The 11,530-nt window shown below is 74.9% G+C and carries 11 protein-coding genes and 3 tRNA genes; 4 read left to right on the top strand and 10 right to left on the bottom strand.

What is annotated here, in order from left to right; genetic code table 11:
• The coding region (locus A0J59_RS18585; RefSeq protein ID WP_156533176.1) for a L,D-transpeptidase family protein at positions 1-633 on the top strand (633 nt) is incomplete at its 5' end.
• A gap of 82 nt (positions 634-715) precedes the next feature.
• Here A0J59_RS18585 and A0J59_RS18580 read toward each other — a convergent pair.
• From A0J59_RS18580 to A0J59_RS18570, 3 genes are all read right to left on the bottom strand, one after another.
• A complete protein-coding gene (locus A0J59_RS18580) occupies positions 716-1,969 on the bottom strand; it encodes a UDP-N-acetylmuramate dehydrogenase (protein WP_369799796.1) in 1,254 nt (417 codons plus the stop codon).
• A gap of 78 nt (positions 1,970-2,047) precedes the next feature.
• Positions 2,048-3,355 (bottom strand): MFS transporter, encoded by a 1,308-nt coding sequence (locus A0J59_RS18575; protein WP_047234155.1) that lies wholly within the window; start codon positions 3,353-3,355, stop codon positions 2,048-2,050.
• The gene (locus tag A0J59_RS18570) at positions 3,352-4,884 is read right to left on the bottom strand and encodes an MFS transporter (protein ID WP_064317088.1); all 1,533 of its coding nucleotides are present in this window, start codon (positions 4,882-4,884) and stop codon (positions 3,352-3,354) included. Before A0J59_RS18570 ends, A0J59_RS18575 begins: the two co-directional genes overlap by 4 nt.
• Positions 4,885-5,088: 204 nt before the next feature.
• On the opposite strand from A0J59_RS18570, the gene A0J59_RS18565 reads away from it, so the two are divergent.
• Positions 5,089-6,231 (top strand): LacI family DNA-binding transcriptional regulator, encoded by a 1,143-nt coding sequence (locus A0J59_RS18565; RefSeq protein ID WP_064317087.1) that lies wholly within the window; start codon positions 5,089-5,091, stop codon positions 6,229-6,231.
• A gap of 19 nt (positions 6,232-6,250) precedes the next feature.
• On the opposite strand, the gene A0J59_RS18560 is transcribed toward A0J59_RS18565, so the two are convergent.
• Entirely contained in the window at positions 6,251-7,786 is a 1,536-nt protein-coding gene (locus tag A0J59_RS18560) for a Tat pathway signal sequence domain protein (RefSeq protein ID WP_255365341.1), read from the bottom strand.
• Between the two features lie 161 nt (positions 7,787-7,947).
• Here A0J59_RS18560 and A0J59_RS18555 point away from each other — a divergent pair, with 161 nt between their 5' ends.
• Positions 7,948-8,577, top strand: a complete 630-nt coding sequence (locus A0J59_RS18555) for a SigE family RNA polymerase sigma factor (protein WP_369799795.1) — start codon at positions 7,948-7,950, stop codon at positions 8,575-8,577.
• Positions 8,574-9,563, top strand: coding sequence for a hypothetical protein (locus tag A0J59_RS18550; protein WP_064317085.1), 990 nt, complete (start codon positions 8,574-8,576; stop codon positions 9,561-9,563). The genes A0J59_RS18555 and A0J59_RS18550 overlap by 4 nt, the downstream gene beginning before the upstream one ends.
• A 100-nt stretch (positions 9,564-9,663) precedes the next feature.
• Here the strand turns inward: A0J59_RS18550 and A0J59_RS18545 are convergent, their stop codons facing one another.
• The 6 genes from A0J59_RS18545 to A0J59_RS18520 form a co-directional block, all read right to left on the bottom strand.
• Positions 9,664-10,098: a MaoC family dehydratase gene (locus A0J59_RS18545; protein ID WP_047234159.1), complete on the bottom strand. Its 435-nt coding sequence runs from the start codon at positions 10,096-10,098 to the stop codon at positions 9,664-9,666.
• Positions 10,095-10,556 (bottom strand): MaoC family dehydratase N-terminal domain-containing protein, encoded by a 462-nt coding sequence (locus A0J59_RS18540; RefSeq protein ID WP_064317084.1) that lies wholly within the window; start codon positions 10,554-10,556, stop codon positions 10,095-10,097. The genes A0J59_RS18545 and A0J59_RS18540 overlap by 4 nt, the downstream gene beginning before the upstream one ends.
• 28 nt (positions 10,557-10,584) lie before the next feature.
• A complete protein-coding gene (rpmG, locus tag A0J59_RS21885) occupies positions 10,585-10,755 on the bottom strand; it encodes a 50S ribosomal protein L33 (RefSeq protein ID WP_021482899.1) in 171 nt (56 codons plus the stop codon).
• A gap of 86 nt (positions 10,756-10,841) precedes the next feature.
• Positions 10,842-10,918, bottom strand: a tRNA-Met gene (locus tag A0J59_RS18530).
• A 61-nt stretch (positions 10,919-10,979) separates the two neighbouring features.
• A tRNA-Thr gene (locus tag A0J59_RS18525) sits at positions 10,980-11,052 on the bottom strand.
• Between the two features lie 206 nt (positions 11,053-11,258).
• Positions 11,259-11,340 (bottom strand) — tRNA-Tyr (locus tag A0J59_RS18520).
• Positions 11,341-11,530: the final 190 nt, after the last annotated feature.

Genomic DNA, 11,530 nt, shown 5'->3' with positions numbered 1-11,530 from the left:
ACCCCCGAGCCGCCGCCCGCGCCCGTCGAGCCCGCCGAGCTGGCCCGCGGCGCGACCGGCGAGCGCGTCGTCGCGCTCCAGCAGCGCCTCGCCGACCTCGGCTACTTCATCGGCGCGCCCGACGGCGACTTCGGCGGCGGGACGCAGCAGGCCGTGTGGGCTCTCCAGAAGGCCGCCGGGCTCTCGCGCGACGGCGTCGTGGGCCCCGCGACGCAGGCCGCGCTCGACGAGGGCGTCACGCCCCAGCCGCGCAGCGGGTCGGGCAAGGTCATCGAGATCGACCTCGACCGCCAGCTCCTGCTCGCCGTCGAGGACGGCCGGGTCGTCACGGTGGTCAACGCGTCGTCGGGCAACGGCGAGTCGTACGAGGCGAAGGGCCGCACCTACCGCGCGAGCACGCCGCGCGGCGAGTTCCACGTAGGCCGGCAGGTCGACGGCAACCACTCGTCGAGCCTCGAGCTCGGCGACATGTGGCGCCCCAAGTTCTTCACGGGCGGCATCGCGGTGCACGGCTCGGGCTCGATCCCGCCGTGGCCCGCGTCCCACGGCTGCGTGCGCGTCGCGAACTCCGCGATGAACTGGCTCTGGGACTCCTGGCACGCCGACCCGGGCACGACGGTCCTCGTCTACTGACTCCCGCCCCGCGCTGAGTGCATGAAATAGTCGCGCCGGCATGGCCCGGACGCCACTATCTCATGCACTCAGCGCGGGAAGGTCAGAGGGAGACGCCGACGAGGACGGGCTCGGGGACGAGCTCGACGCCGAACGCGTCGAGCACGCCGTCGCGGACCGCGCGCGCGAGCTCCACCAGGTCCTCCGCGCTCGCGCCGCCCCGGTTGGTCAGCGCCAGGGTGTGCTTGGTCGACAGGCGCGCGAGGCTCGAGGGGCCGTGGACACCGAAGCCCTTGGTGAAGCCCGCGTGCTCGATGAGCCACGCGGCGGAGGTCTTGACGAGCGTCGGGTCGATCTCGCCCAGGCTCGGGCCGGTCGTGCGGGACGGCGTCGCGGAGCGCACCGGGTAGCGCGGGGCCTCCGCCGGCAGCAGGTCGGCCTGGTCTGCCGGGACGACGGGGTTGGTGAAGAACGACCCGGCGCTCCAGCGGTCCTGGTCCGGTCCCGTCTCCCCCGGCACGGCGTCCCCCGCAGCCACGGGCGCGACGTCCGGGCCGACGCCGTCGAGCAGCATGCCCTTCCGGGCCCGGAGCGCCAGGACGGCGTCGCGCACGTCCGCGCTCGGGGCCCGGTCGCCGACCTGCACGCCGAGCGTCCGGGCGAGCTCCGGATAGGCGACGGGGGCGGAGAGCGAGCCGAGGCGGGACTGGAAGCCGACGTCGAGCACGACGTAGCGCGGCGACGGGTACCACGGGCCGCTCGCCTCGCCGTCTCCGCCCGGCTCGTCCGCTGCCACGTGCATGCTGCGCTTGAGCAGCGACGTGCGGTACCCGAACGCGAGCTCGCCCAGCGCGAGCGTGCGCACGCGCGACCGCTCCCGGTCCCAGACGCGCACGGTCGAGACCACGCCCGCGACCTCCTGCCCGTAGGCGCCGATGTTCTGGACGGGCGCGGCACCGACCGTCCCGGGGATGCCGGAGAGCGCCTCGACGCCCACCCACTCCTCCGCGACCGCACGTGCCACGAGCTCGTCCCAGTCCTGCCCGGCCGGCGCGTGGAAGCTCGCACCGCCGCACGAGTCCTCGGCGTCCACGGTGATCCCACGCCGCAGGTCGCGCACGACGACCCCGCCGAACCCCTCGTCGCCGACGAGCAGGTTCGACCCGCCGCCGATCACGAGCAGCGGCTCGCCGGCCTCGTCCGCCGCGCGCACGGTGTCCACGAGCTCGGCCTCGGTGTGCGCCTCGACGTACCGGTCCGCAGGGCCGCCGACGCGCAGCGTCGTCAGCTCCGCCAGGGACGGCGCGCCGACGGCGTCGGGGCGCAGACCGGGGGCGGTCCGGACGATCTCGGGCAGGTCTCGGTCGACGGGGGCAGCGGGTTCGCACGTCACCGCCCCAGCGTAGTTCGCCCCCGCGCGGGCTCGCGGACGGGGTCAGCGGCGGGGGGTCTCCTCGGAGCGCTGGGCCGCCTGCTGGCCGGCGGAGCCCGCGGCGGTGGGGAGGGGGCGCGTGGCGCCGACGACGAGGAGACCGACGACGACCGGGACGGCGATCACGAGGAGCGCGGCGCGGTAGCCGACGTGCTCGGCGAGGAACCCGATGAGGGGCGGGCCCATGAAGAACGCGGAGTAGCCGATGGTCGCGACGACGCTCACGCGGACGGCGGCGCGTGCCGGGTCGTCGGAGGCCGCGCTCATCCCGACGGGGAACCCGAGCGCGGCGCCCATGCCCCACGCGACCACGCCGAGCAGCGCGAGCCAGATGCTCGGCGAGAGGGTGAAGAGCAGCAGGCCGACGAGAGCGAGCGCCGCACCGAGCCGCAGCACGGTGACGCGACCGTACCGGTCGAGCAGGCCCGTGCCGAGCAGGCGCATGCCGGTCATGGCCGTGAGGAACACGGCGAGGCCGACGGCGCCCATGGCGTCGGACGTCTCGAAGCCGTCGACGACCGCGAGGCTCACCCAGTCGTTCGCGGCGCCCTCGGTGAGCGCGGCGGCGAGGACGACGAGCCCGATGAGGAGGGTGCGGGGCTCGGTCCACGCGCTGAGCGCGCCGCGCGCGTTCTCCGACGCGGTGAGGGGGGCGCCGCTGCCCGCCGCGGCGGCGGGGTCGGACCCGGCGGCGTCCTCGGCCGCGTCGACGACGTGCTCCACCTGGCCGGCGGGCAGGAAGAACCGCACGCACCACAGGACGCCGAGGAGGCTCAGCACGACGGCGGCCGTGAGGTGCACCTGGACCGGGACGTGCAGCGCGGCCATGAGCGCCCCGACGCCCGCACCGGCCATGGTGCCGAAGGAGAACCCGGCGTGGAAGCGCGGCATGATCGCCTTGCCGAGCCGCTGCTCGACGGCGGCGCCCTCGAGGTTCATCGCCGCGTCCCAGACGCCGGTGCCGATCCCGGCGAGGAAGAGCCCGACGCGCACGACGACGTCCTCCCCCGTCGCCACGCCGGTGACGGCGGTGACGAGGCCCACGACGTTCGCGACGGCGAACAGCGTCACGGCCTTCGACGCGCCGAGCCGCTGGACGACCATGCCGGACAGCGGCAGCGCGAGCAGCGACCCGACCGCCATGAAGAGGAGCAGCAGGCCCATCTGCGCCTCGGTGAACCCGAGCGAGTCGCGGACCGCGGGCAGCCGCGACGCCCAGGTCGCGAAGTTGAACCCGTTGAGGAAGAAGACCGCGAAGACGGCCCAGGTGGCGAGCGCGACGACGCGACGGTCGGTGCGGGCGGTGGTCATGCGGAGGTCTCCTCGCGGCGGTGCGACGGGCGGGTTCGGGGACGGCGTGCGGAGGCACGGTGGGCGGTGGCGGACGTCCCGGTGCGGGTCGTCGCGCGGGGCCGGCGCGAGCGGCGGGGACGTCGCGCGTCGACGGCCTCGTCGGGGACGGCGCCGATCGAGCTGTCCTGGTCGGTGCCGCCCGACCGGCCGGTGGCGTCCGCGACGAACGCCACGTCGGTCTCGGGACCATCCTCCACCCCGGGGGGCACGCCGTCGTCCGCACCCGCCGGGGGACGCGGCGCCCGGGCGGCGAGCGCGGCCGGGGTCCGCAGAGGCGTGACCTGGCGCGCGAGGAGGACGCTGAGGACCATCGCGGCGACGATGAGCACGAGCGCGTGACGCGCGCCCATGGCCTCGGCGGCGAGGCCGAGCAGCGGCGGCGCGGCGAGCGACGCCATGGACGCGAACGCTGAGACGACGGACACGCGGCTCGCGGCACGCAGCGGCTCGTCGGACGCGGCGGCGATGCCGACGGGCACCGCGAGCGCCGCGCCGAAGCCCCAGAGCACGACCCCGACGCCGGCGAGCTGGAGCGTCGGCGCGAACCCGAAGAGCAGCAGCCCGGCGATCGACGCGACGCCCGACGCGCGGAGCACGGTGACGCGGCCGAAGCGGTCGATGAGGCGGGTCCCGGCGAGGCGCATGACGGTCATGGCCGCGACGAACGTGCCGAACACGACGGCACCGACGGCCTCGGTCTGGGCGAACCCGTCGACGACGGCGAGCGAGAGCCAGTCGTTGGCCGACCCCTCGGACAGCGCGGCGGAGAGGATGACGAGGCCGATGAGCAGCGTGCGCGGCTCGCGCCACGCCGAGAGCGCCGCCCCGAGCCGGGCGCCGCGGCGGGCGAGGCGGGCGCGGAGCCCGGCCGTCTCGACGTCGACGACGGCGTCGCCGAGCGCGTCGACCGGAGCGGGGGTCGCGACGGGCGCCTCGGACGTCGCGGGGCTCCGCGACGGGAGCGTGTCGTGGACCGTCGCGGGGATCGCGGCGAGGCGCCACACCGTGGCGACGGCGCCGGTCGCGACGAACTGGACGAGCACGGGGACCTGCGCGTGGGCGCACGCGGCACCGACGAGCGAGCCGACGACGGCGCCGATCGAGAACGCCGCGTGGAACTGGGGCAGGATCGTGCGCCCGACCCGCCGCTCGATGCCCGCGCTCTCGACGTTCATCGGGACGTTGCCGAGCGAGAACGCCATCCCGTTGACGAAGATGCCCGCCGCGAGCAGGGCGACGGAGCCGGTCGCGGGGCCGAGGCCGAGCAGGAGGAACGCGACGCCGAACAGGACCGCGGAAACGCCGAACGCGACCCGCCCGCCGAAGCGCGTGACGAAGGGGCCGGCGGCGGTGACGGTCACGAGCGCGCCGACGGCTCCGGCAAGGAGCACGACGCCGAGGTCCGCGGGGGTGAGGCCGAGGGCGTCGCGCACCGAGGGGATGCGCGCGAGCCAGCTCGACATCATGACGCCGTTGAGCGCGAACACGCCGAGGAGGACCCAGCGCGCCCGGGCCAGGGCGCGGGGGTCGGACAGGAGGTCGGACGGAGACTGCGCAGCACCTCCTCGAATCGATTCGATCCGACGGACGAGAGTGCGCTTCGAATCGATTCGAGGCATGGTCACCAGTGTGCGGGTACGCTGGCCGCGCGTCAATCGAGAATCCCGCGCGCGCGGGAGGCAGGGAGCGTGATGAGCGACACCCCCGGGAACCGGGAGCCCGCGGCGGCCGCCGCGCCGGCCCACCGGCCCACGCTCGCCAAGGTCGCCGAGCTCGCGGGAGTCTCCGTCTCGACGGCGTCGCTCGCCTTCTCCGGCGCCGGGCCGATCACCCCGGAGACCCGGGCACGCGTGCTCGACGCCGCGAAGGAGCTCGGGTACACCGGGCCCAACCCGCTCGGCCGGCAGCTCCGGTCGGGCCGGTCGGGCGTGGTCGGCGTCGTCGTCGGCGACCAGCTCCGCCGCGCGTTCCGGGACCCCGTCGCCGTGCAGGTGCTCGACGGCCTCGTCTCGACGCTCGGCGAGAACGGCCTGGGCGTCCTCCTCATCCCCGGCATCCCGTCCGACGACCCGGCCCGCGCCGTCGACCCCCTCGTCGAGAGCGCCGCGATGGACGTCGCCGTGCTCGTCTGGGGCGTGGGGTCGGACGACGCGACGCTCGCCGCGCTGCAGCGCCGCGGCGTGCCGGTCGTCATCGGGGAGGGGCGCGCCGTCGAGGGCACCCCGCTCGTCGCGATCCGCGACCGCGCCGGGACCGCCGACGTCGTGCGGCACCTCGTCGACCTCGGCCACGCGCGCGTCGCGGAGGTCTCGCTCCCTCTCGACAACTCCGACCGCAGCGGCCCGATCGACGCGCAGCGGCTCGCCCAGGTGGACCGCACGCCGACGGCCAACCGGCTCGCGGGCGTGCGCGACGTCGTCGAACCGGTCGCGAGCTGGGAGACCGAGGCGTCGCTCGTCGAGCACGGCCGCTCCGCCACGCTCGCCCTGCTGGGCAGCACCGCCGCGGACGGGACGACCGCGGCCGCCGACCCCGCGACGCGCCCGACCGCCGTCATCGCCCACTCCGACCTGCTCGCCGCGGGCGCGCTCCTCGCCGCGCGCGAGCTCGGCCTGCGCGTGCCCGACGACGTCTCGGTCGCCGGGTTCGACGGGCTGGACCTGCCCTGGCTCGCCCCGGACGTCCTCACGAGCGTCCACCAGCCGCTCGCCCGCAAGGGGTCCGAGCTCGGTCTCGCCGTGATCCGCCAGCTCGCGGGCGAGGCCCCGACGACGGTCGAGCTCGACGTCGAGCTGGTGGTGGGGACGACGACAGGCCCCGCCCCCACCACCTGACACCGGCCGCTCGGACCGGTCAGGCGAGCCGGCCGGGCTGGAGCGGGTTCGCGCGCGCGGCCGCCATGAGGTACCAGGACGTCGCCCCGACGTGCTGGACCTGGAAGTACCCGAACCCGAACCCCGAGTCGAGCAGGCTCGACGCGGCGACGACGCCCGACCGCTCCGGCAACGCCGCGCCGCCGATCGTCTGACCGGCCCCGACGCCCTCCTGCGCGCCCTGCACCTCGCGCAGCAGGCCCTCGGCGCGCACCCGGTCGTCGTCCCGCTCGCAGCCGCGGCGACCCCGCCGCCGGTCGTCGCGGCTCCCCCGGCCGCGTGCGCCGCGGTCCGCGAGCGCCGACGCGAGCTGCGCCGTCCCCTCGAGCCACACTCCCTGCTGGTGCACCGGGAGCCCGTTGTACGACGCGGTCGACGTGAGGCTCGCGCTCGAGAACGTCACGCCCTCCACGACCGTCCCGGCCGGGAGCTGCGACACGCCCTCGCCCGCGACGTCGCGCGCGGCCAGCGCGTCGTCCGCCCAGTCGAGGGCGCGGGCGTAGCGCCGCTCGCGCAGCGCGAGCCACCCCCACGTCTGCGGGTCCAGCGGGAGCGGGTCCCGGTTGATCTCGGTGCCGTCGTTCGTCCCGGTGTAGAGGTAGCCGCCGTCGGGCTCCCACATGCGGTCGACGAACGCGCGCGCGTGCTCGGCGGCACGGCTCCAGCGCCGGTCGCGCGTCACGGCCCCGAGCTGGCGGAAGAACGCGACGCAGTCGACGTTGTGCTCGGTCGAGCCGTTGGGGATCGGGGTGTTCGCGCTGTCCACGCCGAACGAGAACCCGCCGAGGGGCGCCTGCGACCACGTGTTCGCGACGATCCACGCGCCGAGGCGCCGGGCCGCGTCCAGGTAGCGGCGCTCGCGGGTCACCGCGTGCAGGTGCAGCAGCGCGATGCCCGGCCAGGCCATGTCTCCCACCGCCGTCCCGAGGAAGCCGAACTGCCACCCGACGTTCGCCGTGCCGTCCGGCAGCACGAGCCCGTGCTCCTGCGGCGTGCCGTCGTAGAAGGTGTAGGGCCCGACGTTGTACGCCTGGCGCAGCCGGCCGTCGTCGTGGTCGGGGTCGTTCTCGAGGGCGAACACGAGCCCGTCGCCGAGCGCCCGCGCGCGGTCGAGGTAGCGCCGGCCGGCGGTGAGCGTCGCGAGGATCGCGAGGGCGTTGTCGTAGACGAACGCCGTGGAGAACAGGCCGAGCTGGTCGGCGTACGACTGGGCGAGCCGCGGGCCGGGGTTGACGTCGGGGTAGGCGTCGGTCGCCGCGGCGAGGAAGCCGTGGGCGCGCTGGACCGACGCCGCGCGGCCCCGCGCCGGGCCACCGGCCGCCTGCCCGACGGCGCCCGTCGCCGCGGGCAGGGCCACGCCCGGACGTGCTGCCGCCGGGGTCGCCGTGAGCCCGGCGAGCGCGAGCGCCCCGCCGAGCGCGAGGACCGTGCGTCGGTCGAGCCCCCGCGGGGGCACGGGCGCGGGGCTGCGGTCGCGAGGGTCGTGGGATGCGGTTCGGCCACCGTGCTGGGTCATGAGCGTCTCCTTCGACGTCGTGAGGGGCGCGACCCACGGTAGTGGGAGCGTTCCCATGGCGAAAGAGGGCGGGCCGTGGCGAACGATGTCGAATCGTGCGCGCCGGTCGCCCGCTCGAGACTCAACCTTCCGGAGCCGTCGCGCGTGTGACAGTCATGACCGTGAACGCGATCGCCCTCTCGGCCGACGAGCCCGACGAGAGCCCCCCACCCGACACCCTCCTGCCCGTGGTGCGGGTGGTCACCTCGCACGAGCAGGAGTTCAGCGACTTCATGGCGGGCGCCGCTCCCCGGCTCGCGCGCACCGCGTGGCTGCTGTGCGGCGACGAGCACCTGGCCGACGAGCTCGTCCAGCAGGCCCTGACCCGTACGTACCTGCACTGGCGCACGGCGCGCGGACGCGACCCGTACGCCTACGCGCGCCGCACCCTCGCCAACCTGCGGGTCGACACGTGGCGCCGCCGTCGACGGGAGGTGCTGGTCGCCCCGCCCGACCTCCCCGAGACGGCGAGCGACGCCCGGGCCGACCAGCACGCCGAGCGAGACGTCCTCGTCCGCGCGTTCGCGACGCTCACGGCCCGCCAGCGCCGGATCGTCGTGCTGCGCCACCTCGTCGGGCTGAGCGAGAGGGAGGTCGCCGACGACCTCGGCGTCTCCGTCGGCACCGTGAAGTCCACGGCGTCGCGCGGGCTCGCCCAGCTCCGCTCCGTCCTCGGCGCCGCGGACGCGACCCCGGAGTCCTCCACCCCGCACCCCACCACCCGGAGCACCGACGCAAGGAGGCAGCGATGAGCGACACCCTGACGAGGACGGACGACGCGTTCGCGCGCTCCCTGCGCGAGCGGGTCGACGCCGCCGCGCCCCGCATCGACGTCGACATCGCCCGGGTCGTCCCGGCAGCGCGCCGGGTCCGGCGCCGTCGTCGTGCCGTCGTCGCCGGCGTGTGCGCCCTCGCCGTCGTGACGGGCGCCGGAACCTGGGCGGCACGGGAGCACGGCCTGCTGCGCACCGAGCCGCTGCTGCCCGCGTCCGTCACCCCGTACGTCCCCGACGCGGACGCACCGACGATCGACGGCGGATGGCCCGACGCCCCGTACTGGCACGTGCGGTCGGAGTCGTCCGGCACGGACTCCACGGGAGCCGCCTCGCACGAGGTGCGCGACTCATGGTCCGGCAACGACCGGCCCGGCGTCGTCACGGTCGAGGGCTCGCCCGACGACGACTTCTCGTTCGGCCCCCGCGGCTGGGGCAACCTCCTGATCGACGGCGAGCGCGTCATGATCGGGTGGGACGGGCTCTACGCGCTCCCGACGGAGCCCGCGCAGCTCGAGCAGCTCCTGCGAGCGAGCGTCGAGCCGGACCGCGGCGCAGGGTCCGCCGAGGACAAGGTGTTCGACATGGCCCGGTCCCTGCTCGTCGACAGCCCGGCGCCGCCAGCGCTGCGCGACGCCCTGTGGACGATCATGACGGGTCTGCCCACGAGCACGCCGCTCGGGGAGGTCACGGACTCTCTGGGCCGCACGGGCGAGGGGGTCCAGCGGTCCCTCCAGGGCCAGACGGACCGCCTCGTCTACGACCCGGTGGAGCACCGCGTCCTCGAGTCGTCGCACGAGCTCGATCCGGGAGTCCTCGAGGAGATGGAGGCACAGGGTCAGCTCGAGGGCGTGATCCTGTCCGCCTCCGGCCGGACCACGTACCTCGAGGAGGGACCGGCCGAGGACACTCCGGTCGAGCCGTCGCTCGAGGACAGCGGGTGCGTCGCCTGGGAGACGTGCTGACGCGCGAACGGCACCGGCACGACGACGAGGGCGCCGCACCCGGCCGGGTGCGGCGCCCTCGTGGCGTCAGGAGCGCGTGGTCGCCCAGGGCGACCGCGCTTCAGAGGCGGACGACCGCCTGGGTCTTGCCGAGCACGCGGGCGCCCTCGAACGTGACCGTGAGGTCGACGCGGACCGTGCCGGCGTCGGTGTCGACCACGCCGACGGTCCCGGTGACCTCGAGCGTCGCGACGCCGGGGTTCGGCACGGGCACGGGGCGCGTGAAGCGCGTCTGGTAGTCGACGACGGCGCCCGGGTCACCGGCCCAGTCCTCGACCAGCGCGACGGCGGCGCCCATGGTGAACATGCCGTGCGCGATGACGCCCGGCAGGCCGACCTCGGCCGCGAAGGCGTCGTTCCAGTGGATCGGGTTGAAGTCGCCGCTCGCTCCGGCGTAGCGGACGAGGCGCGCGCGGTCGACCTCGACCGTGCGCGTGCCGATCACGTCACCGACGGAGAGGTCGGCGAGGACGGGGCGGGTTCCGTCGGTGCTCATGCGCCCTCCCCGCGGACGGCGAGGGTGGAGGTGACGGTCGAGACCGGCTCGCTGCCGCCGTCGGGCAGGACCGCGGCGATCTCGCAGCGCGTGGCGACCATCGCGAGGCCGGCCCGCTCGACGATCGAGTCCACGTGCAGCACGGTCACGAGCTCGTCGCCCGCGACGATCGGCCGGTGGTGCGTGAAGCGCTCGTCCGCGTGGACGACGCGCGAGAAGTCGATGCCCGCCTCGGGGTCCTCGATGAGCTGCCCCTCCGCCCGCTGGGCGACGACGACCGCGAAGGTCGGAGGTGCGACGAGGTCCGGATAGCCCGCACCCCGCGCCGCCACGAGGTCGTGGTGCACGGGGTGGGTGGCGCCGACGGCGCCGGAGAACTCCCGCAGCTTCTCGCGTCCCACCGAGTACGGCGCGTTGGCGGGGTACTCGCGGCCGACGTAGGCCAGGTTGACGCTCACTGCGGTGCGCGGGCGCGGAGCCGGAGGCTCAGCGGGTCTCGCGGTGCGCGGTGTGCTTGCCGCAGCGCGGGCAGAACTTCGCGAGCTCCAGGCGGTCCGGGTCGTTGCGACGGTTCTTCTTCGTGATGTAGTTGCGCTCCTTGCAGTCCACGCAGGCCAGCGTGATCTTGGGGCGAACGTCAGCGCTCTTGCTTGCCACGGTTGTGAGCCACCTCTCGCGCCTCCGGAGGGCGCATGTGCTGTGCAGGTCGCACGACGCCGGCCGCCGTACGAGATTGTCGAAAGTGGTAGCGGAGGCGGGGATCGAACCCGCGACCTCACGATTATGAGTCGTGCGCTCTAACCATCTGAGCTACCCCGCCGCGTGACTGAACGCGAGGTCGCCTTGCAGTATTCCAGCAAGACGACCCCGCGTCACCACAGAGCCCCGAAAGGGAATCGAACCCTTGACCTTCTCCTTACCATGGAGACGCTCTGCCGACTGAGCTATCGGGGCAGCGCGGAAAACTCTACACGGAACACGGCGTCGAACGAAATCGGCGCCGTTCCGCCGTTTCTGGGCCCGTCAGCACCGCTTCCCACCGGATCGCGCACCGCCCGACGACGCCGGGTCGTGGAGCGCCCGGGTGACGCGGTGACGACGACAGGTCCCCGGCAGACGACGACGGGGCGTCACCCGTGGGTGACGCCCCGTCGCTCCGGTGGCAGGTGAGGGATTCGAACCCCCGAAGGCTGAGCCGTCTGATTTACAGTCAGATCCCTTTGGCCGCTCGGGCAACCTGCCGTGTGGAGTTGTCGCTCGCCGGAACGGACTGCACCTCGTGCAGCCCCTGCCGTGCGGGCGAGCCAACGATACAGCCCCGCCGGACCAGGTGCGAAATCCGGGTCCCGCCGACCGTCCTCGCGTCCGTCCGTACAGTGGTGCGGTGACCCACCCCTCCCCCACGCCGGACCACCTCCCCGGCACCGGGATC

The sequence above is a fragment of the Cellulosimicrobium sp. I38E genome, assembly GCF_001647255.1.
Lineage (GTDB): Bacteria > Actinomycetota > Actinomycetes > Actinomycetales > Cellulomonadaceae > Cellulosimicrobium > Cellulosimicrobium cellulans_E.
Note: the sequence above shows the minus strand (reverse complement) of the source record. Positions and strands in the feature narration are given on the sequence as shown.

Coding starts and splice junctions, on each gene's coding strand:
- A0J59_RS18575 (WP_047234155.1), bottom strand. CDS start 3,355: ATGACCACCGCCCGCACCGACCGTCGCGTCGTCGCGCTCGCCACCTGG.
- A0J59_RS18565 (WP_064317087.1), top strand. CDS start 5,089: ATGAGCGACACCCCCGGGAACCGGGAGCCCGCGGCGGCCGCCGCGCCG.
- A0J59_RS18560 (WP_255365341.1), bottom strand. CDS start 7,786: ATGACCCAGCACGGTGGCCGAACCGCATCCCACGACCCTCGCGACCGC.
- A0J59_RS18550 (WP_064317085.1), top strand. CDS start 8,574: ATGAGCGACACCCTGACGAGGACGGACGACGCGTTCGCGCGCTCCCTG.
- A0J59_RS18545 (WP_047234159.1), bottom strand. CDS start 10,098: ATGAGCACCGACGGAACCCGCCCCGTCCTCGCCGACCTCTCCGTCGGT.